The organism is Mycobacterium sp. pW045 (genome assembly GCF_041287085.1).
GTDB lineage: Bacteria > Actinomycetota > Actinomycetes > Mycobacteriales > Mycobacteriaceae > Mycobacterium > Mycobacterium algericum_A.
This window is the reverse complement of the sequence record NZ_JBGGKU010000001.1, coordinates 43389-64367: the sequence shown is the minus strand read 5'-3', so window position 1 is coordinate 64367 and position 20979 is coordinate 43389. Positions and strand designations below refer to the sequence as shown.

At 68.4% G+C, this 20979-nt stretch carries 20 protein-coding genes; 12 read left to right on the top strand and 8 right to left on the bottom strand.

Annotation, left to right across the window (positions count from 1 at the left end; translation table 11 throughout):
- Nucleotides 1-66: 66 nt before the first annotated feature.
- The 4 genes from dop to prcA all read left to right on the top strand — a co-directional run bounded on the left by dop (nucleotide 67) and on the right by prcA (nucleotide 3510).
- Nucleotides 67-1575, top strand: a complete 1509-nt coding sequence (dop, locus tag ACAG20_RS00275) for a depupylase/deamidase Dop (protein WP_112684064.1) — start codon at nucleotides 67-69, stop codon at nucleotides 1573-1575.
- A gap of 101 nt (nucleotides 1576-1676) precedes the next feature.
- Nucleotides 1677-1871 (top strand): ubiquitin-like protein Pup, encoded by a 195-nt coding sequence (locus ACAG20_RS00270; RefSeq protein ID WP_013828730.1) that lies wholly within the window; start codon nucleotides 1677-1679, stop codon nucleotides 1869-1871.
- The gene (gene prcB, locus ACAG20_RS00265; RefSeq protein ID WP_370491100.1) at nucleotides 1868-2767 is read left to right on the top strand and encodes a proteasome subunit beta; all 900 of its coding nucleotides are present in this window, start codon (nucleotides 1868-1870) and stop codon (nucleotides 2765-2767) included. The genes ACAG20_RS00270 and prcB overlap by 4 nt, the downstream gene beginning before the upstream one ends.
- Nucleotides 2764-3510 carry a proteasome subunit alpha gene (gene prcA / locus ACAG20_RS00260; protein WP_112684062.1) on the top strand — a complete coding sequence of 249 codons (747 nt, stop codon included), beginning with the start codon at nucleotides 2764-2766 and terminating at the stop codon, nucleotides 3508-3510. Before prcB ends, prcA begins: the two co-directional genes overlap by 4 nt.
- 8 nt (nucleotides 3511-3518) lie before the next feature.
- On the opposite strand, the gene ACAG20_RS00255 is transcribed toward prcA, so the two are convergent.
- The 3 genes from ACAG20_RS00255 to ACAG20_RS00245 are packed head-to-tail and all read right to left on the bottom strand — an operon-like array spanning nucleotide 3519 to nucleotide 5404.
- Nucleotides 3519-3749 carry a DUF167 domain-containing protein gene (locus tag ACAG20_RS00255; RefSeq protein WP_112684061.1) on the bottom strand — a complete coding sequence of 77 codons (231 nt, stop codon included), beginning with the start codon at nucleotides 3747-3749 and terminating at the stop codon, nucleotides 3519-3521.
- A 12-nt stretch (nucleotides 3750-3761) separates the two neighbouring features.
- A complete protein-coding gene (locus ACAG20_RS00250) occupies nucleotides 3762-4964 on the bottom strand; it encodes a lipid-transfer protein (RefSeq protein WP_370491099.1) in 1203 nt (400 codons plus the stop codon).
- Nucleotides 4961-5404 carry a Zn-ribbon domain-containing OB-fold protein gene (locus ACAG20_RS00245; RefSeq protein ID WP_370491098.1) on the bottom strand — a complete coding sequence of 148 codons (444 nt, stop codon included), beginning with the start codon at nucleotides 5402-5404 and terminating at the stop codon, nucleotides 4961-4963. The genes ACAG20_RS00250 and ACAG20_RS00245 overlap by 4 nt, the downstream gene beginning before the upstream one ends.
- A 123-nt stretch (nucleotides 5405-5527) precedes the next feature.
- On the opposite strand from ACAG20_RS00245, the gene ACAG20_RS00240 reads away from it, so the two are divergent.
- From ACAG20_RS00240 to ACAG20_RS00230, 3 genes are all read left to right on the top strand, one after another.
- Nucleotides 5528-5815: a putative quinol monooxygenase gene (locus ACAG20_RS00240; RefSeq protein ID WP_370491397.1), complete on the top strand. Its 288-nt coding sequence runs from the start codon at nucleotides 5528-5530 to the stop codon at nucleotides 5813-5815.
- A gap of 29 nt (nucleotides 5816-5844) precedes the next feature.
- Nucleotides 5845-8571, top strand: coding sequence for a DNA polymerase I (gene polA, locus ACAG20_RS00235; protein ID WP_370491097.1), 2727 nt, complete (start codon nucleotides 5845-5847; stop codon nucleotides 8569-8571).
- Nucleotides 8572-8685: 114 nt separating this feature from the next.
- The gene (locus ACAG20_RS00230; protein WP_370491096.1) at nucleotides 8686-9126 is read left to right on the top strand and encodes a hypothetical protein; all 441 of its coding nucleotides are present in this window, start codon (nucleotides 8686-8688) and stop codon (nucleotides 9124-9126) included.
- A gap of 30 nt (nucleotides 9127-9156) precedes the next feature.
- On the opposite strand, the gene ACAG20_RS00225 is transcribed toward ACAG20_RS00230, so the two are convergent.
- Nucleotides 9157-10293, bottom strand: coding sequence for a PrsW family intramembrane metalloprotease (locus tag ACAG20_RS00225; protein WP_370491095.1), 1137 nt, complete (start codon nucleotides 10291-10293; stop codon nucleotides 9157-9159).
- A 163-nt stretch (nucleotides 10294-10456) separates the two neighbouring features.
- Between ACAG20_RS00225 and rpsA the strand changes: the two genes are divergently transcribed.
- Together rpsA and coaE are read left to right on the top strand one after the other, a co-directional pair.
- Entirely contained in the window at nucleotides 10457-11896 is a 1440-nt protein-coding gene (gene rpsA / locus ACAG20_RS00220) for a 30S ribosomal protein S1 (RefSeq protein ID WP_112684093.1), read from the top strand.
- A 16-nt stretch (nucleotides 11897-11912) separates the two neighbouring features.
- Nucleotides 11913-13034: a dephospho-CoA kinase gene (gene coaE / locus ACAG20_RS00215; RefSeq protein ID WP_370491094.1), complete on the top strand. Its 1122-nt coding sequence runs from the start codon at nucleotides 11913-11915 to the stop codon at nucleotides 13032-13034.
- Between the two features lie 36 nt (nucleotides 13035-13070).
- Here the strand turns inward: coaE and ACAG20_RS00210 are convergent, their stop codons facing one another.
- Together ACAG20_RS00210 and ACAG20_RS00205 are read right to left on the bottom strand one after the other, a co-directional pair.
- Nucleotides 13071-13493, bottom strand: coding sequence for a hypothetical protein (locus tag ACAG20_RS00210; RefSeq protein ID WP_112684054.1), 423 nt, complete (start codon nucleotides 13491-13493; stop codon nucleotides 13071-13073).
- Between the two features lie 44 nt (nucleotides 13494-13537).
- On the bottom strand, nucleotides 13538-14077 hold the full coding sequence (locus tag ACAG20_RS00205; RefSeq protein ID WP_112684053.1) for a DUF402 domain-containing protein: 540 nt from the start codon (nucleotides 14075-14077) through the stop codon (nucleotides 13538-13540).
- A gap of 81 nt (nucleotides 14078-14158) precedes the next feature.
- On the opposite strand from ACAG20_RS00205, the gene uvrB reads away from it, so the two are divergent.
- Both uvrB and ACAG20_RS00195 read left to right on the top strand, forming a co-directional pair.
- The gene (gene uvrB, locus ACAG20_RS00200) at nucleotides 14159-16330 is read left to right on the top strand and encodes an excinuclease ABC subunit UvrB (protein WP_370491093.1); all 2172 of its coding nucleotides are present in this window, start codon (nucleotides 14159-14161) and stop codon (nucleotides 16328-16330) included.
- A 58-nt stretch (nucleotides 16331-16388) separates the two neighbouring features.
- Nucleotides 16389-17828 carry an MFS transporter gene (locus ACAG20_RS00195; protein ID WP_370491092.1) on the top strand — a complete coding sequence of 480 codons (1440 nt, stop codon included), beginning with the start codon at nucleotides 16389-16391 and terminating at the stop codon, nucleotides 17826-17828.
- Between the two features lie 5 nt (nucleotides 17829-17833).
- Here the strand turns inward: ACAG20_RS00195 and ACAG20_RS00190 are convergent, their stop codons facing one another.
- Complete coding sequence (locus ACAG20_RS00190; RefSeq protein ID WP_370491091.1) at nucleotides 17834-19513, bottom strand: glycosyltransferase family 39 protein; 1680 nt, start codon at nucleotides 19511-19513, stop codon at nucleotides 17834-17836.
- A 235-nt stretch (nucleotides 19514-19748) separates the two neighbouring features.
- On the opposite strand from ACAG20_RS00190, the gene ACAG20_RS00185 reads away from it, so the two are divergent.
- A complete protein-coding gene (locus ACAG20_RS00185) occupies nucleotides 19749-20195 on the top strand; it encodes a universal stress protein (protein ID WP_112684051.1) in 447 nt (148 codons plus the stop codon).
- 49 nt (nucleotides 20196-20244) lie between these two features.
- On the opposite strand, the gene ACAG20_RS00180 is transcribed toward ACAG20_RS00185, so the two are convergent.
- Nucleotides 20245-20931 (bottom strand): MBL fold metallo-hydrolase, encoded by a 687-nt coding sequence (locus tag ACAG20_RS00180; protein WP_370491090.1) that lies wholly within the window; start codon nucleotides 20929-20931, stop codon nucleotides 20245-20247.
- Between the last annotated feature and the right edge of the window lie 48 nt (nucleotides 20932-20979).

Genomic DNA, 20979 nt, shown 5'->3' with positions numbered 1-20979 from the left:
CCTGAACATCTGTGCACGTTCGCGGCACCCGGTTTGGCCGATGCGGCGCTCGCCTAGGCTCTAGGCATGCAACGGATCATCGGTACCGAAGTCGAATACGGCATCGCTTCGCCGTCGGATCCGACCGCGAACCCGATCCTGACCTCGACTCAGGCGGTGCTGGCCTACGCCGCTGCCGCCGGAATCCCGCGCGCCAAGCGCACCCGCTGGGACTACGAGGTGGAGTCACCGCTGCGCGACGCCCGCGGCTTCGACCTAAGCCGATCGAGCGGCCCGCCGCCGATCATCGACGCTGACGAGGTCGGCGCGGCCAACATGATTCTGACCAACGGGGCGCGGCTCTACGTCGATCACGCCCACCCCGAGTACTCCGCACCCGAGGTGACCGACCCGCTGGACGCGGTGATCTGGGACAAGGCCGGCGAGCGGGTGATGGAGGCCGCCGCTCGCCACGTGGCCAGCGTGCCGGGCGCCGCCAAGCTGCAGCTCTACAAGAACAACATCGACAACAAGGGCGCCTCCTACGGCAGCCACGAGAACTACCTGATGAGCCGGCAGACGCCGTTCTCGGCGATCATCGCGGGTCTGACCCCGTTTTTCGTGTCGCGGCAGGTGGTCACCGGCTCCGGCCGCGTCGGTCTGGGCCCGGCCGGCGACGAACCGGGCTTCCAGCTCTCGCAGCGCGCCGACTACATCGAGGTCGAGGTGGGGCTGGAGACGACGCTGAAACGCGGCATCATCAACACCCGCGACGAACCGCACGCCGACGCCGACAAATATCGCCGGCTGCACGTGATCATCGGCGACGCCAACCTCGCCGAGACGTCGACGTATCTGAAGCTGGGGACGACCGCGCTGGTGCTCGATCTCATCGAGGAGGGGCCCGAGCACGGGATCGACCTGAGCGACCTCGCCCTGGCCCGCCCCGTGCGCGCCGTCCATGTGATCAGCCGCGACCCGACGCTGCGGGCGACCGTCGCGCTGGCCGACGGGCGGGAGATGACCGGTCTTGCGCTGCAACGCATCTACCTCGACCGGGCGGCGAAGCTGGTCGATGCGCGCGATCCGGACGCGCGCGCCACCGACATCATCGAGACCTGGGCTCGGGTCCTCGACCAGCTGGAACGCGACCCGATGGAGTGCGCGGACCTGCTGGACTGGCCGGCCAAGCTGCGGCTGCTGGAGGGTTTCCGGCAGCGCGAGAATCTGAGCTGGTCGGCGCCGCGGCTGCACCTGATCGATCTGCAGTACTCCGACGTCCGCCTCGACAAGGGCCTCTACAACCGGCTGGTCGCCCGCGGGTCGATGAAGCGGCTGATCACCGAGCAGCAGGTGCTCGACGCGGTCGACAACCCGCCGACCGACACCCGCGCCTACTTCCGCGGTGAGTGCCTGCGCCGGTTCGGCGCCGACATCGCCGCGGCCAGCTGGGACTCGGTGATCTTCGACCTGGGTGGGGAGTCGCTGGTGCGCATACCCACCGTGGAGCCGCTACGGGGCAGCAAAGCCCACGTCGGGGCGCTGCTGGACTCGGTGGACAGCGCAGCTGAACTGGTGGAACAACTCACCACGTAGGCACAACGCGTCTTAGCCCGCGTCCGGATCGGTGCCGACGGTAGGGTGGAGAAACCGGCGTGCGCGTCATGCGTGGGCCGATGGAGATGCAGGAGGCAGCGATGGCTCAAGAGCAGACGAAGCGTGGCGGTGGCGGTGGCGACGAGGACGACCCCACCGGTCCCGCGGCGGCCGGCCAGGAGCGTCGCGAGAAGCTGACCGGTGAGACCGACGACCTGCTCGACGAGATCGACGACGTGCTGGAAGAGAACGCAGAAGACTTCGTACGCGCATACGTCCAAAAGGGCGGCCAGTGAGCTGGCCGTTCCATGACCGTCTTCCTGTCAGTTCCGCACTTCCCGGGTTGCCGTCCAGTTCGGTAGACCTGTCGTCGTTCTCGGATTTCCTGCGCCGTCAGGCACCGGATCTGTTGCCGACGGGTAGTGCGGGTCTGAATTCGAGTGCCGCGGCCGAGTTGCCGCACGGCACCACCATCGTCGCGCTCAAATACCCCGGCGGTGTGGTGATGGCCGGCGACCGGCGCTCCACGCAGGGCAACATGATCGCCGGGCGCGACGTCCAGAAGGTCTACATCACCGACGAGTACACCGCCACCGGCATCGCCGGCACCGCGGCGGTGGCCGTCGAGTTCGCCCGGCTCTACGCCGTCGAGCTGGAGCACTACGAGAAGCTCGAAGGGGTGCCGCTGACGTTCGCCGGCAAGGTGAACCGACTGGCGATCATGGTGCGCGGCAACCTCGGTGCGGCGATGCAGGGGTTGCTGGCGTTGCCGTTGCTGGTGGCCTACGACATCGACGAGCCTGACGCCCAGCACGCCGGGCGCATCGTGTCGTTCGACGCGGCGGGCGGCTGGAACGTCGAGGAGGAGGGCTATCAGGCGGTGGGCTCCGGGTCGCTGTTCGCCAAGTCGTCGATGAAGAAGCTGTACGCGCAGGTGTCCGACGCCGATTCCGCGTTGCGGGTGGCGGTGGAGGCACTGTACGACGCCGCCGACGACGATTCCGCCACCGGCGGACCGGATTTGGTGCGCGGTATCTACCCGACCGCGGTCAGCATCGACGCCGACGGAGCCGTGGATATCGCTGAGGAGCGCATCGCGGAACTGGCCCGCGAGATCATCGAGAGTCGCACGCGCGGACGGGGGACCACGCCGAAGGCCGGCGCAGGCAAGAAGGGCGGGGGTAAGAAATGAGCTTCCCGTACTTCATCTCGCCTGAGCAGGCGATGCGTGAGCGCGGTGAGTTGGCGCGCAAGGGCATCGCGCGCGGCCGCAGTGTGGTGGCGCTGGCCTACGCCGACGGTGTGCTGTTCGTCGCCGAGAATCCTTCGCGCTCACTGCAGAAGATCAGCGAACTCTACGACCGGGTGGGGTTCGCCGCCGCCGGCCGGATCAATGAGTTCGAGAATCTGCGACGCGGCGGCATCCAGTTCGCCGACACCCGCGGCTACGCCTACGACCGCCGCGACGTCACCGCACGCCAGCTGGCCAACGTCTACGCGCAGACCCTGGGGACGATCTTCACCGAGCAGGCCAAGCCCTACGAAGTCGAGCTGTGCGTGGCCGGGGTCGCATACCAGGGCCAGACCAAAGCCCCTGAGCTGTACCGGATCACCTACGACGGGTCGATCACCGACGAGCCGCACTTCGTGGTGATGGGCGGCACCACCGAGCCGGTGATCGCCGCGCTCAAAGAGTCCTACACCGAGAACGCCGAACTCGCCGATGCCCTGCACATCGCGGTCAATGCGCTCAAGCAGACCGACACCGGCAACGGTGCTGAGCAGCGCGAGCTGGGACCGGGCACCCTCGAGGTGGCGATCCTGGACGCCAACCGGCCGAAGCGGGCATTTCGCCGTATCGCGCGGTCGACACTGGAAGAGTTGCTGCCGCAGGAAGATTCGTCGGGGGAGAACTCCAGCAACTCTTCCGGCTAGGGCGCCGACTACCGATCGATCCGGAAGCGCTTGATTCGCGCGCCGGCGCCGGAAGCGAGTTCGACGCGACTGCGCGGTACGCCGAAATGCTCGGCAAGGACCCTGATGACCGCCGCGTTGGCTTTGCCGTCGACGGCCGGCTCGCGCACGTAGACCGTCAGCTGGCCGTCGTCGTCGGTCTCCACCAGCGGGCCTTTGCGGCTGCCGGGTTTGACCTTGACGACGACGGTTTCGGTCACCGCACAGGCAACTTACCGCGCGACGATCACCGACGAGCCGTGCCCGAACAGGCCCTGGTTGGCCGTGACACCCACGGTGGCGCCCTCGACCTGCCGGCCGGTGGCGGTGCCGCGCAGCTGCCAGGTCAGCTCGCACACCTGGGCGATGGCCTGCGCCGGGATCGCCTCCCCGAAACAGGCCAGCCCGCCGGACGGGTTCACCGGAACGCGACCGCCGATGGTGGTGGCGCCACTGCGCAACAGTTGCTCGCCTTCACCCTTGGCGCACAGACCCAGGTGCTCATACCAGTCCAGCTCCAGCGCGGTGGACAGGTCGTAGACCTCGGCCAGGCTGACGTCTTCCGGGCCGATCCCGGCCTCGGCGTAGGCCGCGTCCAGGATCTGGTCCTTGAACACCCGCTCCGGAGCGGCCACCACCGCGGTGGAATCCGTTGCGATGTCCGGCAATTCGGGCATGTGCTGCGGGTACTGCGGGGTCACGGTGGACACCGCGCGCACCGACGGCACCCCGTCGAGCGAGCCCAGGTGCTTGCGTGCGAATTCCGCGCTGGCCACGATCAGTGCCGCGGCACCGTCGGAGGTGGCGCAGATGTCGAGCTGGCGCAACGGGTCGGACACCACCGGGCTGGCCAGCACGTCTTCGACCGCGGATTCCTTGCGGTAGCGGGCATTCGGGTTGCTCAAGCCGTGCCGGGAGTTCTTCACTTTCACCTGCGCGAAGTCCTCGGAGGTGGCGCCGTAGAGGTCCATCCGGCGGCGCGCCAGCAGCGCGAAGTACACCGGGTTCATCGCCCCGATCAGGTGGAACCGCTGCCAGTCCGGGTCATTTTTGCGCTCACCGCCGACCGGGGCGAACGCGCCCTTGGGGGTGGTGTCGGCGCCGATCACCAGTGCCACGTCGCAGAACCCGGCCAGGATGTGGGCCCGGGCGCTCTGCAGTGCCTGCGAGCCCGAGGCGCACGCGGCATAGCTCGACGACACCGGCACCCCGTTCCAGCCCAGCTTCTGGGCGAACGTTGACCCGGCGATGAAACCGGGGTAGCCGTTGCGGATGGTGTCCGCGCCGGCCACCAGCTGGATCTGGCGCCAGTCCAGGCCGGCCTCGGCCAGCGCGGCGCGGGCGGCGACCACGCCGTACTCGGTGAAGTCGCGGCCCCACTTGCCCCACGGGTGCATGCCCGCACCCAGGATGTACAGCGGTTCGGGTGCGCTCATGCGTCCACCTTCTTCCACGCGTAGACGGTGCGCGTCACGCCGTCGTCATCGGTGTAGAGCGGCATGGTGGTCAGCTCCATCTCCATGCCGACCTTCAGGTCCGCGGCCAGCGTGCCCTCGACCACCTTGCCCAGCACGATCAGGCCCTCGGCGGCCAGCTCCACCGCGGCGATCGCGAACGGCTCGAACGGGTCGCTGGGCGGGTAGGGTGCCGGCGGCAGGTACCGGTTCTCGGTGTAGCTCCAGATCTTGCCGCGCCGCGACAGCGCGACGGGCTCCAGCACGTCGCCGTCACAGGCCGGGTTGGGGCAGTTGTTCTCCCGCGGCGGGAACACATAGGTGCCGCACTGCGGGCACTTGGCGCCGATCAGGTGGGGGAGGCCGGCGTCGTCGGTGGTGTACCACCCGTCGATGGCTGGCTGCGAGGCTACATCTGGCACCAGCTCAGCGTACCCAACCCCGGCGGCAAAACTGAAACGTGTTGCAGTTCGTCCCGGCCGCCGTGCGGGTGGCTGTCTAGGCTGGGACGGGAAATGCTTACCCAAGACGGCCGCGGGCGCCGCATGATCATCGTCGCCGGTCACCTCGTGGTTGACCCACAGCAGCGCGGGAGCTACCTGGCGGGCTGTGCGGACGTGGTGGACCAGGCTCGACAGGCACCGGGTTGCCTGGACTTTGCGATCACCGCCGATCTTGTCGACCCGGGCCGCGTCAACATCTATGAGCGCTGGGAGTCGCGGCAAGCGGTGGAGATGTTTCGCGGCAGCGGCCCCAGTGATGAGCAGGTCGGCGCGATCATCACCGCGTCCGTGCACGAGTATGAGGCCACCCAAGAGCGACCGCTGAGCTGACGCCCGGACCGGCACCTAGAGTTGTCTCCGTGAGCCCAGCCAAGACCGCCCCGACCGACGCTGCGCAAGACATCCAGACCCCACCGACGCTGTTGCTGCTGGACGGAAACTCGCTGGCCTACCGCGCCTTCTATGCCCTGCCCGCGGAGAACTTCAAGACCCGTAGCGGCCTGACCACCAACGCGGTCTACGGATTCACCGCCATGCTGATCAACCTGCTGCGCGATGAAACGCCCACCCACGTCGCCGCCGCGTTCGACGTGTCCCGGCAGACTTTCCGCTCCGAGCGCTACCCGGAATACAAGGCCACCCGCTCGTCGACGCCGGACGAGTTCCGCGGTCAGATCGACATCACCAAGGAGGTCCTCAACGCGCTGGGGATCACCACCTTGTCCGAGCCCGGCTACGAGGCCGACGACCTGATCGCCACGCTGGCCACCCAGGCCGACGGCGAGGGCTACCGGGTGCTGGTGGTCACCGGCGACCGCGACGCACTGCAACTGGTCAACGACAACGTGACCGTGCTCTACCCCCGCAAGGGGGTCAGCGAGCTGACCCGGTTCACCCCCGAGGCCGTGCTGGAGAAGTACGGCCTGACCCCGGCGCAGTACCCGGATTTCGCGGCGCTGCGCGGCGACCCCAGCGACAACCTGCCCGGTATCCCCGGGGTGGGGGAGAAGACCGCCACCAAATGGATCGCCGAGTACGGCTCCCTGGAAGGACTGGTCGACAACGTCGACACCGTCAAGGGCAAGGTTGGAGATGCGTTGCGCGCCAACCTTTCCAGCGTGATTCTCAACCGGGAGCTCACCGACCTGGTGCGCAACGTGCCGCTGGCCCAGACACCGGACACGCTGCGGCTGCTGCCGTGGGACCGTGAGCAGATCCACCAGCTCTTCGACGACCTGGAGTTCCGGGTGCTGCGCGACCGGCTGTTCGAGACGCTCGCCACCGCCGAGCCGGAGGTGGAGGAAGGCTTCGAAGTGCGCGGCGGTGCGCTGGAGCCGGGCACGGTCGCCGCCTGGTTGGCCGAACACGCAGCCGACGGCCGCCGCGCCGGACTGGCGGTGATCGGCACCCACCGCAGCTACGACAGTGACGCCACCGCACTGGCGATCGCCACCGCCGACGGGGAGGGCGGCTATGTCGACACCGCCACCCTGACCGGCGACGACGAGGCGGCGCTGGGCGCCTGGCTGGCCGACCCGGCCCAGCCCAAGGCGCTGCACGAGGCGAAGCTGGCCATGCACGACCTGGCCGGGCGCGGCTGGACGCTCGACGGTGTCACCAGCGACACCGCGCTGGCCGCCTACCTGGTCCGGCCCGGCCAGCGCAGCTTCAGCCTCGATGACCTGTCGGTGCGTTATCTGCGCCGCGAGCTGCGCGCCGAATCCGATGAGCAGCAACAACTCTCGCTGCTCGATGACACCGACGGCGTAATTGACCAGGCGGTGCAGACCGCCATCCTGCGGGCCCGGGCCGTCACCGATCTGGCCGACGCGCTGGACACCGAGCTGGCCCGCATCGACTCGGGCAGCCTGCTCGACGACATCGAATTGCCGCTGCAGCGGGTACTGGCCGAGATGGAATCCGTGGGGATCGCCGTCGACCTCAACCACCTCGGACAGCTGCAGAGCCACTTCGGCGACCAGATCCGTGACGCGGCCGAGGCCGCCTACGCGGTGATCGGCAAGCAGATCAACCTCGGTTCGCCCAAACAGCTGCAGGTGGTGCTCTTCGACGAGCTCGGCATGCCCAAGACCAAGAAGACCAAGACCGGCTACACCACCGACGCCGACGCGCTGCAGTCACTGTTCGACAAGACCGGTCACCCGTTCCTGGAGCACCTGTTAACGCACCGGGATGTCACCCGGCTCAAGGTCACCGTCGACGGGCTGCTGAAATCGGTTGCCTCTGATGGGCGTATTCACACCACGCTGAATCAGACCATCGCGGCGACGGGCCGGCTGTCCTCCACCGAACCCAACCTGCAGAACATCCCGATCCGCACCGACGCGGGCCGGCAGATCCGGGATGCCTTCGTGGTGGGCGCCGGCTACACCGAGCTGATGACCGCCGACTACAGCCAGATCGAGATGCGCATCATGGCGCATCTGTCGGCCGATGCGGGCCTGATCGAGGCGTTCAACACCGGCGAGGACCTGCATTCGTTCGTCGGATCGCGGGCGTTCGGCGTGCCGATCGACGAAGTGACCGCGGATATGCGCCGCCGGGTCAAGGCGATGTCCTACGGCCTGGCTTACGGCCTGAGCGCCTACGGGCTGTCGCAGCAGCTCAAGATCTCCACCGAAGAGGCCAAAGAGCAGATGGACGCCTACTTCGACCGGTTCGGCGGGGTGCGCGATTACCTGCACGACGTCGTCGAGCAGGCCCGCAAGGACGGCTACACCTCCACGGTGCTGGGCCGGCGGCGCTACCTGCCGGAGCTGGACAGCAGCAACCGCCAGGTCCGCGAGTCCGCCGAGCGGGCCGCGCTCAACGCCCCCATCCAGGGCAGCGCGGCCGACATCATCAAGGTGGCGATGATCAATGTCGACAACGCGTTGAAGGCTTCCGGCCTGCGCTCGAGGATGCTGCTGCAGGTGCACGACGAGCTGTTGTTCGAGGTCGCCGATGGCGAACGTGAGGAGCTGGAGGCGCTGGTTCGCGCGCAAATGGGCGGCGCCTACCAGCTCAGTGTCCCGCTGGAGGTGGCGGTCGGCTACGGGCGCAGCTGGGATGCCGCCGCGCATTGACCGATGTGGCGAACCGGAAAACTCCTTCTCGAATCGGGTGTGACGGCCTGACATACTGATGACCTGACGGCGGGAGGTACCAGTGTGTGGCGGCGCGCTCGAATAATCCTGTTGGTGCTGGTCTTCGGCTTTCTGGCGGCTGGGCCGGTGCAGGCGGCCGCTGAGCGGCCGCTGCGCCCGGAGCGCTACGACGCGTGCACCGCGCCGACCGTCGCTCCGTTGGAGCCGGTCGCCGACGGCAGCGGGTCGGCCACCCGCGGCCCGGGCCAGGAAGGCTGTGCGCCGGCGGCGTCGCCTTCCTCCGAACCCGAGTTCCGGCCCGTCGAGCACCCGTGTGGCACCTACAGCAACGCCAACGGGGTGTTCGACCTGGTGGTGGTCCGTGGTGACGCACGCTGCGACGAAGCCCGCAGCGTGTTCGAGCGGTTTGATGCCGCCCAGCCCACCGACCCCTTTTTCTGCGCGGACGAGGGCGCCGATATCCGCGAGGCCAGGGGAGTGGTTCGGTTCTGCTGCAGTGAAGATGCGCGGTACGAGCTGCGAGTCATCCCCTGAGTGGCCCGAGCCGGGATTTCTGCGCGGAAGCTACCGTCGCGCCGGCAGCGGTGAGCGGTAACCGGCCATCACCTGCAGCACCGGGGCCGCCGCCCGGGCCGCCAGCACCCCGTGGGCGTCCTCGTGCTGCAGTGCGAACACCTCGGGATCACCGAAGCCGCGGTCGATGCGGTCCCGCACGAACGCGAGCTTGACCACCTGGGCGGCGAACTTCTTGACGCTACGTGCGGCGGGCTTGCCGCCGATACGCCGCGCCTCGCGGAGCGCGTGCTTGCGTGCTCGGATCGAACCCAGCCAGGTCTCCTCGTTCGGGCTGATCAGCCCGGCCACCACCATGGCGGGCAGCTTGGTGGCGACCAGGTGTTGCTCGTGCCGGCGACTTACCGCGCCCAGCACCACCATCAGCAAAAACACCGGGACCATCCAGAACAGGTAGGTGGTCAGGAAGTACCGGGCGCCGCCCATCGCCAGCGACGCGTTCCACAGGGCGTGCATGCCCACCGCCCCCAGGTACCCGAGCAGGATCACGAACGCCTTCGACCAGAACCCGCGGCGACGCAGCGCGAAGAACACCCCGATACCGGTCATCGTGGTGAACAGCGGGTGGGCGAACGGCCCGACGACCAGTCGCGCGATGGCCACCGCGGCAATCTTGGCCGGCGAGTCGGCGGGCGCGATGTAGACGATGTCCTCCATCCAGGCGAATCCCACCGCCGCTACGCCCGCGTAGACCATGCAGTCGGTCAGCGAGTTGAGCTGATGGCGCCGGCGGCCGGTCAGCATGACCAGCAGGAACAGCCCCTTGGCGGCCTCCTCGATGAACGGCGCCTGGATCGCGGCCATGTCGAAGGTCTTCGACACCAACGGCCGCACCGTGGCCACCGAGGATCCGAACGTCTCCAGCCCCACCGCCAGCACCACGGCGACCGACGCTCCCCACAGAAAGGCCAGCTGCAGCAACCGGCGTGGTTCGGGCTCCCAGCGGTCCAGCCACCGGTAGCACAGCAGCACCACCAGCATTGACATGCTGGCCAGCACCAGCGCGGTGAGGGTGCCGGCCGGGTTGGCCGCGGTGAAGAACAGCAGCAGCAACGCGGTGAGGACGCTGAGCAGGACGATGACGTACAGCGGCGCTCCGACCTTGCGGCGGTTCCGCGTCTGGGGCATAGCGACGCAGCGTAGACCACCGGTTTGTCCAGCGTGCAACGCGTCGAGTAGCCTCGACAGGTAGTCCTCGGCCAGTTCTAGCAGGGTCGTCGGCCACCGCATGTCTCGCATGCGTGATATCACCTGTCCCTACGACCACAACTTGTCCGGAGCAACCCAACACATGCCAAGTCCCACCGTCACCTCGCCGCAAGTAGCCGTCAACGACATCGGCTCGGCCGAGGATTTTCTCGCCGCCATCGACAAAACGATCAAGTACTTCAACGATGGCGACATCGTGGAAGGGACGATCGTCAAGGTTGACCGGGACGAGGTCCTGCTCGACATCGGCTACAAGACCGAAGGCGTCATTCCCAGCCGCGAGCTGTCCATCAAGCACGACGTCGACCCCCACGAGGTGGTGTCCGTCGGTGACGAGGTCGAGGCCCTGGTCCTGACCAAGGAGGACAAAGAAGGCCGGCTGATCCTGTCCAAGAAGCGCGCCCAGTACGAGCGCGCCTGGGGCACCATCGAAGAGCTCAAGGAGAAGGACGAGGCCGTCAAGGGCACCGTCATCGAGGTCGTCAAGGGCGGCCTGATCCTCGACATCGGGCTGCGCGGCTTCCTGCCCGCCTCGCTGGTGGAGATGCGCCGGGTCCGTGACCTGCAGCCCTACATCGGTCGCGAGATCGAGGCCAAGATCATCGAACTGGACAAGAACCGCAACAACGTGGTGTTGAGCCGCCGCGCCTGGCTGGAGCAGACCCAGTCCGAGGTGCGCAGCGAGTTCCTCAACCAGCTGCAGAAGGGCGCCGTTCGCAAGGGCGTGGTGTCCTCGATCGTCAACTTCGGCGCGTTCGTCGACCTGGGCGGCGTGGACGGCCTGGTGCACGTCTCCGAGCTGTCCTGGAAGCACATCGACCACCCGTCCGAGGTGGTTCAGGTGGGCGACGAGGTCACCGTCGAGGTGCTCGACGTGGACATGGACCGCGAGCGGGTTTCGTTGAGCCTCAAGGCCACCCAGGAAGACCCGTGGCGGCACTTCGCCCGCACCCACGCGATCGGCCAGATCGTGCCGGGTAAGGTCACCAAGCTGGTGCCATTCGGCGCGTTCGTCCGCGTCGAGGAGGGCATCGAGGGCCTGGTGCACATCTCCGAGCTGGCTGAGCAGCACGTCGAGGTGCCCGACCAGGTGGTCGCGGTCGGCGACGACGCGATGGTCAAGGTCATCGACATCGACCTGGACCGGCGCCGGATCTCGCTGAGCCTCAAGCAGGCCAACGAGGACTACAGCGAGGAGTTCGACCCCTCGAAGTACGGCATGGCCGACAGCTACGACGAGCAGGGCAACTACATCTTCCCGGAGGGCTTCGACGCCGAGACCAACGAGTGGATCGAGGGTTTCGACAAGCAGCGCACCGAGTGGGAGGCCCGCTACGCCGAGGCCGAGCGTCGTCACAAGATGCACACCGCGCAGATGGAGAAGTTCGCCGCCGCCGAGCACGCCGAGCCGCGCTCGGGTGCCAACGGTTCGCACCGCGACGAGGCTCCGGCCGGCGGTTCGCTGGCCAGCGACGAGCAGCTCGCCGCGCTGCGGGAGAAGCTCGCCGGTAACAGCGCCTAGGCACGCTGTAGCGCAGATGCTGCGGATCGGGCTGACCGGCGGTATCGGCGCCGGCAAGTCGACGGTGTCGGCCACCTTCAGCCGGTTCGGCGCCGTCGTCGTCGACGGCGACGTCATCGCCCGTGAAGTTGTCGAACCCGGCACCGAAGGCCTGGCCGCACTGGTCGAGGCCTTCGGGCCGGGAATCCTGCTGCCCGACGGGGCGCTGGACCGTCCCGCGCTGGCCGCGATCGCCTTCAGCGACGACGACAAGCGGGCCACGCTCAACGGCATCGTGCACCCGTTGGTGGCGCGGCGCCGCAGTGAGCTGATCGCGGCGGCCGGCTCCGACGCGATCATCGTCGAGGACATCCCGCTGCTGGTCGAATCGCAGATGGCGCCGATGTTCCCGCTGGTGATCGTCGTGCACGCGGACATAGAAACCCGCGTAGCCCGGCTGCGGCAATACCGCGGCATGTCCGAGGCGGATGCGCGGGCCCGCATCGCCGCACAGGCCACCGAGCCGCAGCGTCGTGCGGTCGCCGACGTCTGGCTGGACAACTCCGGGGATCCCGACGATTTGACGGCCCAGGCGCGGCAGTTGTGGCAGCAGCGCATCGAGCCGTTCGCCCACAACCTGGCGGCCCGCCGCACCGTGTCGTCGCCGGCCCAGCCGGTGCCGGCCGACCCGACCTGGCCGGATCAGGCGCAGCGCATCATCGCCCGGCTGCAGACCGCCTGCGGGCACCGGGCGCGGCGCATCGACCACGTCGGCGAGACCGCGGTGGCCGGGCGCGACGCCCCGGACGTCATCGACATGCAGGTCACGGTGGAATCCCTGGCGGTAGCCGACGAGCTCGCCGAGCCGCTGCTGGCGGCCGGTTATCCCCGGGTCGAGGGCGTCAGCGCCGACAGCGCCCTCACCGACGACGATCCGGCGTTGTGGGAGAAACGGGTTCACGCTTCCGCTGACCCGGGACGGCCCACCCGCATCCAGCTGCGGGTCGACGGTTGGCCCAACCAGCGGTTTGCCCTGCTGGTTCCGGCTTGGCTGGCGGCCAACCCGGAAGAGCGCCTCGCTGACGCCGACGAGCCCGACGAAGCCGCCTACCGGCGGGCGTGGGGGTGGGCCGACGACACCGGCTGGCGTCCGTCTTAGCGCCGATCGCGGTGACCCGCGGCGATTCCCGCTAGGTCAGGCCATGCTGCTGATCAGCGCGCCGCAGAGCATCGCGCCGTTGCGCGGGTCGCTGCTGTCTTTCCAGGTGGTGACGAAGCGGTCGCTCTTCACGGCGACGATGTCATCCACGTGGATCTCGCAGTGCACGTTCGCCGACGACGGCCAGCGCAGCCGGATCACCATGCCCGCCTTGCTCGGGTCGGACAGCACCGCGTTGGCCTGGAACGGCGCCCCGAAGGCGTCGATGTCGCCGCTGGCGGTCTGGGTGTCGTTGAGCATGAAGGTGACGACACTGCCTTGGGTCCAGGCGTCGACCCGCGCGATGTAGGTGACGTTGTGCAGCTCGTCAGCTGCGGCCGTCGCCGGGATCAGCTGACCGCACCCCAACAGGGCCGCGGTCGTCGCGGTGGCGACACCGATTCGCAGGTTGGCGTTCATCTTCTCGAGATTACCTAACCAACGGCCGGTGCTGGCGCGGTTGACTAGTGCGCTTCCGGCATCGATCCGGTGAGACCGTCGCTGACCGGCCAGGACACCGGCATGCCCAGGCCGGTCAGCCAGCCCTGCAGGTCGTAGCCGTTGCCGGCAAGGCCGTCGATGGCGGCGACCGCCCGCATCACCGCCCGCTCGGCGTCGTCCTGGGTGAGCAGGCCCTCCCGCACCGCGACCATCAACTCGTCGACGTCGGTGAGCGCGATGTCGCGGCCGGTACGCACCACCAGGTCCAGATAGTGGTCGCGGGAGCGCCACTGCGCGGGTCCCGGGATGTAGTCGCCGACGTCGAGGTAGAAATCTTGGTCTCGTTCGTGGCCCGGGTTGAAGTGGAAGATCGTGGCACGCAGCCCCAACTCGGGGAGCAGCCACGACTCCAGGTAGCGGAACTGGGCGCGTCCCGGGGTGGGTCGCGCCAGGTAGAGACCCCACGGCTGCACGGTGTAGACGTCGACGGCGCGCACCACCCCTTTCGGGTCGGTGTTGGTGTTCGCGACCAGGTCAAAGGTCTCGTGCTTGGGCGGATGCACCGTGCTGGCTCCTCCCGGGCCCCCGCTGGGCGGCCGCGTCGTCGCCGGACGTCTGTCAGACACCCGGCCTACTCTGGGTTCGTGGCTTTCGCAACCGAACACCCCGTCGTCGCGCATTCGGAGTACCGGCCTCCCGCCGACGCCGTCGAAGGCATCGTGCGGGCCGGTGGCCGTTTCGAAGTGGTCAGCGACTACCAGCCCGCCGGTGACCAACCTACCGCCATCGCCGAACTGGACCGGCGCATCACCGCGGGGGAGAAGGACGTGGTGCTGCTCGGCGCCACCGGCACCGGCAAGTCGGCCACCGCAGCCTGGCTGATCGAGCGGCAGCAGCGGCCCACCCTGGTGATGGCGCCGAACAAGACGCTGGCCGCACAGCTCGCCAATGAACTACGAGAGATGTTGCCGCACAACGCCGTCGAGTACTTCGTCTCGTACTACGACTACTACCAGCCGGAAGCCTACATCGCTCAAACCGACACCTACATCGAGAAGGACAGCTCCATCAACGACGACGTGGAGCGGCTGCGCCACTCGGCGACCTCGAGCCTGCTGTCCCGGCGCGACGTGGTGGTGGTGGCGTCGGTGTCCTGTATCTACGGCCTGGGCACCCCGCAGTCCTACCTGGACCGCTCCGTCGAGCTGCAGGTCGGCTCGGAGGTGCCGCGCGACGGGCTGCTGCGGCTGCTGGTCGACGTGCAGTACACCCGCAACGACATGTCGTTCACCCGCGGCTCCTTCCGGGTCCGGGGCGACACCGTCGAGATCATCCCCTCCTATGAGGAGCTGGCCGTGCGCATCGAGTACTTCGGCGACGAGATCGAGGCACTGTATTACCTGCATCCGCTCACCGGGGACGTGGTCCGCAAGGTCGACTCGCTGCGGATTTTCCCGGCCACCCACTACGTGGCCGGTCCGGAACGGATGACGCAGGCCATCTCCACCATCGAGGAGGAGCTGGCCGTCCGGCTCGACGAGCTGGAGCGCCACGGCAAGCTGCTGGAGGCGCAGCGGCTGCGGATGCGCACCAACTACGACATCGAGATGATGCGCCAGGTCGGGTTCTGCTCGGGCATCGAGAACTATTCGCGTCACATCGACGGTCGCGGCGCCGGCTCGCCCCCGGCCACCCTGCTGGACTACTTCCCGGAGGACTTCCTGCTCATCATCGACGAATCCCACGTCACGGTGCCGCAGATCGGCGGCATGTACGAGGGCGACATGTCGCGGAAGCGCAACCTGGTGGAATTCGGCTTCCGGCTGCCGTCGGCGTGCGACAACCGGCCGCTGACCTGGGAGGAGTTCGCCGACCGGATCGGGCAGACCGTCTACATGTCGGCCACCCCCGGCCCCTACGAGCTGGCCCAGGCGCAAGGCGAGTTCGTCGAGCAGGTGATCCGCCCGACCGGCCTGGTCGACCCGAAGGTGGTGGTGAAGCCGACCAAGGGCCAGATCGACGACCTGATCGGCGAGATCCGGCAGCGCGCCGAGGCCGACGAGCGGGTGCTGGTGACCACGCTGACCAAGAAGATGGCCGAAGACCTCACCGACTACCTGCTGGAGATGGGGATCCGGGTGCGCTACCTGCACTCCGAGGTCGACACGCTGCGCCGGGTGGAACTGCTGCGGCAGCTGCGGCTCGGCGACTACGACGTCCTCATCGGGATCAACCTGCTGCGGGAGGGCCTGGACCTGCCGGAGGTGTCGCTGGTGTCGATCCTCGACGCCGACAAGGAGGGCTTCCTGCGCTCCACCCGCAGCCTGATCCAGACCATCGGCCGCGCCGCCCGCAATGTCTCCGGCGAAGTGCACATGTACGCCGACAAGATCACCGACTCGATGCGCGAGGCCATCGATGAGACCGAACGGCGCCGCGCCAAGCAGATCGCCTACAACGAGGCGAACGGTATCGACCCGAAGCCGCTCCGCAAGAAGATCGCCGACATCCTCGACCAGGTGTATCGGGAGGCGGCCGACAGCGAAACCGTCGAGGTCGCCGGCTCGGGGCGCAACGCCTCGCGTGGGCGGCGCGCGCAGGGCGAGCCCGGCCGCGCGGTCAGCGCCGGGGTGTTCGAGGGCCGCGACACGGCCGGCATGCCGCGCGCCGAACTGGCCGACCTGATTAAGGACCTCACCGAGCAGATGATGAACGCCGCGCGTGACCTGCAATTTGAGCTCGCCGCCCGAATCCGCGATGAGATCGCCGACCTCAAGAAAGAATTGCGGGGTATGGACGCGGCCGGAATCAGGTGACGCGCCAGCATGGGGACCGTTTTCGCGTGTCATGGCGATCCGTGATTGACTGCAAGCGGTGGTGGATCTGACTGAAGCGGTGACGACCGAATCCGCTATAAACACCGGCAGCTGGCGCGAGCTGCTCGGAAGGCGCTACTTAGGCACTTCAGCCGTGCTGGCCGGGGGCGTTGCCCTCTACGCCACCAACGAGTTCCTGACGATCAGCCTGCTGCCGAGCACGATCAAAGAGATCGGCGGCGAACGGTATTACGCCTGGGCCACCACGCTGTATCTGGTCGGGTCGGTGCTCGCCGCCGCCGCAGCCAACGCGGTGCTGGTTCGGATCGGTTCCCGGTTCGCCTACCTGCTGGGCCTGCTGGCATTCGGCGTCGGCGGTGTGGTGTGCGCCATGGCGCCCCAGATGGAGATCCTGCTGGTAGGCCGCACCTTGCAGGGTATGGGCGGCGGCCTGTTGGCCGGGCTGGGTTATGCGCTGATCAATGCGGTCCTGCCCAGCTGGCTGTGGACCCGCGCATCCGGGCTGGTCTCGGCGATGTGGGGTGTCGGGACCCTGGTGGGGCCGGCGGCCGGTGGCCTGTTCGCCCAGTTCGGCATCTGGCGGTGGGCGTTCGCCATCATGGCGGTGCTGTCCGGAGTGATGGCCGTGGCCGTGAGTGTGGTGCTGCGTGCCAGCCGCGGCGGCCAGCAAGACGACGCGATGAAGGTCCCGGTGCGTTCACTGCTGTTGCTGGGGGGCGCCGCGCTGGTGGTCAGCACCGCCCAACTGCCGCACAGTCTCGTCGGGGCCGCCAGTCTGCTGATCGCGGGCGCGGTGCTGTTGGGCGTGTTCCTGGTGGTGGACCGGCGCTCGTCGGCGGCGGTGCTGCCCCCCAGTGCGTTCCACCCCGGCCGGGAGAAGTGGATCTACCTGACGCTGGGCCTGTTGATGGCCACCACCAAGGCCAACCTGTACATCCCCCTGCTCGGGCAGCGACTGGCTCACCTGCCGCCGGTGATGGCGGGATTCCTGGGTGCCGCCTTGTCGACCGGCTGGACGATCAGCGAGATCGCCAGCGCCTCGGTCAGCAAGGTGCGGGTGGTCATCGGGCTGGTGATAAGCGGGCCGCTGGTGATGGCGGGCGGCCTGGCGGTGGTCGCGTTCGCTCGGATGAGCAGTTACAACCCGACCGCGGTGGGCGCGATCTGGGCGCTGGCGCTGCTGGTCGTCGGTGTCGGTGTCGGTGTCGGCTGGCCGCATCTGTCGGCCTGGGCCATGAGCTGCGTCGACGACCCCGCCGAGGGCGGCACGGCCGCCGCGGCGATCAACACCGTCGCGCTGATCGGCGGGGCATTCGGCGCCGGCATTGCCGGCCTGGTGGTCAACACCGCGATGAGCTCCGGCCTGCCGGCGGCCCGCTGGCTGTTCGCGATCTTCGCGGTCATGGCCGCCGTGAGTTGTGTGGTGGCCTATCGGGCCGCCCGCGGCGCCGAACCGCTGGCCGGCGCCCACGCCTGAGCGGCTTAGGGTTCATGCGGCGGTTTCGGCTTCGCCTCTCCTTCGTCGAACCTCGCTGAACCGCTGTGGTCATGCGGCGGTTCCAGCTTCGCCTCTCCTTCGTCGAACATCGCTGAACCGCCGGTCGACTTGATGACCTGGGCGTAGGTGAACTGCCAACGTTCGACGGCGTGGAAGGCCAGCTGGCGTAGCACCTGGCCGTCGGGGGTGCGGGCGAACCGGGCGCCCAGCGGCAGCTTGACGGCGACCTGGTGGGCGGGCAGGGATCGGTCGTGATCGGTGATCGTCCAGATCGTCGGGCAGTCGGCGAGCTGATCGCTGAGCGCCCACACCGCCAGATGCCCGTCCCAGAGCCGGCCCAACTGCTGCCGGTGCGGGCCCCGGCCCGGGTCTCGCAGCTTGGCGAACGTCTCGGGCCGGCCGGCCGGCAGTGCCCGGATCGGGCCGGGCAACCACCTGGTGGTGTTGTCGATCAGGAGGCAATCCCCGGGCCGGGCGTGCGCATCGATGACATCGGCCACCGCACTGTAGTCCCAGCCCTCTTTGGAGTAGCGATCACGTTGATTGGCAACATAATTCGGTGCGGCGACGATGACCAGTACCGTTAGGGCGCCGATGATGGCGCGGCGAGGCCGGGCGAGTGTGGTCACGGCGATGTTCAACGAGAGGGCCAACGCGATCGCCATGGCGGGCGCCGTGCTGATCAGGTAGCGCGGATAGTAGACGGGTTTCACCATCCCCGAATAGGCCACGGTCACCACGGTGGGGATGACCAGCCAGGCGACGCAGAGCAACGCCAGCTGCCGTAGCTCGCCGGCGGGTGCCGGGCGGACCCCGGCACGCACGGCCACCACAGCGGCGGCGATCAGCAACCACGCCGAGATCGCGAAGGGCACGCTGTTGTCGAAGAACTGCTGCTGCGCGATCTCGATCACGGTGTGCGCATCCGCCGGCCGAATCCAGGCGACCTGCCAGATCTGCTGCTGGCTGAACCACAGAAACGGGGCCAGCACGGCCAGCGCGATTCCGGCGGCGCCCGCAAAGCGCCGCTTCACCGTGTGGTCGCACCCGCACGCCCGCAGCCCCACCGCATGCACCGCCACCATGAGCACGGTGAAGGTGTTCAGCAGTGTCGAGGCCACCACCGCCGCGCCGTAACCCAGCCACAGCGGCCGAGTGTTGCGGCGCGCCGCGCTCACCCACAGCACCGTCAGCCAGACCGCGGACGCCGCCGCGAACGCATACGGGCGCGCTTCCACCCCGGCCCACGTCATCCGCGGCAGCACCGCATACAGCACGCCGGCGCAGATCGACACCGGCCGGTCGGCGAACCGGCGACACAACACCACCACCCCGGCGGCACCGGCGCCGACCGCCAGGCAACTCGGCGCCCGCGCCCAGAATTCCGTCGCCGGGAACAGGGCGAACCAGCCGTGCATGAACAGGTAGTACAGGCCGTGCACCGCGTCGATGTGGCTCAGCAACTGCCACAATTCCGGCAGCGATCGATGCGTCGACGCCGAGATCGTGGCCGACTCGTCGAACCACAGTGACGGCCTGCTCGCGCCGATGCCGCTGATCAGCGTCGCCACCACCGCGATCAGGATCGCGTCCGGGGGCCGGCGCCGCCGGCGGGGCGGACCCGCCGCGGTGCTCACCGGTGCCCGGTTCAGTACCAGGCTCAACGGCGTCTGCTATCGCGAGCATTGACGGTTATGGCAGTCCACGCTACCGCCCGGTGCGCCGTGTCAGCCACGTCACGACGGCGGTGAGATGCGGTTTTCGTGCCCCTCAATGGCGATGTGTGTGCAGCGACGCAGACGACATGTGACGCCAATCGCCCCCATCGGGGCCTTCGACGCGTTAATGTCGCCATGGCTTACTAGCGAGCATTGCAACTTTTCACCGGGAGGGTTACGGATGAGCGGCTACAAGACGGTGGTGGTCGGCACGGACGGCTCGGATTCTTCGTTGCGTGCCGTCGACCGTGCCGGTCACCTGGCGTCGGGTGAGGGTGCGAAGGTCGTCATCGCCACCGCTTACCTGCCGCACGCCGACGACCCGCGGGCCGTCGACGCGCTGAAAGACGAGAGCTACAAGGCCTCCGGCAGCGCCCCGATCTACGCCATCCTCAAGGAAGCCAAGGAGCGGGCCATCGCCGCCGGCGCCTACGAGGTGGAGGAGCGCGCCATCGTCGGCGCCCCGGTGGACGCGCTGGTGGAGTTGGCCGAGTCGGTCAAGGCCGACCTGTTGGTGGTCGGCAACGTGGGGCTGAGCACGATCGCCGGGCGGCTGCTGGGGTCGGTGCCGGCCAACGTGTCGCGGCGCGCCAAGGTCGACGTGCTGATCGTGCACACCACCGGCTGACCGGGCCGGCCAGGTTCTTCTCGGCGGGCGCGGCGGGTCCGCAACGCCGTCACCAACCTCGTTCGCGCCACTCCGCCAAGTGCGGCCGCTCGGTTCCGAGGGTGGTGTCGTCGCCGTGGCCGGGGTAGACGACGGTGTCGTCGCCGAACCGGTCAAACACCTTGGCGCTCACGTCACCCAGCAGCCGCTCGAAATCGCCGGGCTGCCAAGTCTTTCCGACGCCGCCCGGGAATAGACAGTCGCCGGTGAACAGCTGCGTGACCCCTCCGGTGGCCGCGCCGTCCAGCGCCAGTGCCACCGAGCCCTCGGTGTGGCCCTGCAGGTGGATCACGTCGAAGGTCAGCTCACCCACCGACACGGTGTCGCCGTCGGCCAGTAGCCGGTCGGGGGTCACCGGAAGCGGTTCGGCGTCCAGCGCGTGCGCCGCGGTGGGCGCCCCGGTGGCCTCGGCGAGTGCCTCCAGCGCCTGCCAGTGGTCGAAGTGCTGGTGGCTGGTCACGATCAGCGCCACCTCGGGCGCGTAGTCGCGCACCAGCGCCAGCAGCGTGTCGGCGTCGTTGGCCGCGTCGATCAGCAGCGTCTTGCCGGTGTTGGTGCAGGTCACCAGGTAGGCGTTGTTGTCCATCGGACCCACCGACGTCTTGATGATCGTCGCCCCGGGCAGGGTGCGGCGGGCTGCGGTGCCGGGATCGACGTGGCCGGTGTAGGTGTCGTCAACCGAGATTTTCGGGGTCATATCCGCCACCGTACTGGCCGTGAGCTGCGTGTCGGTACGGCCACCTAG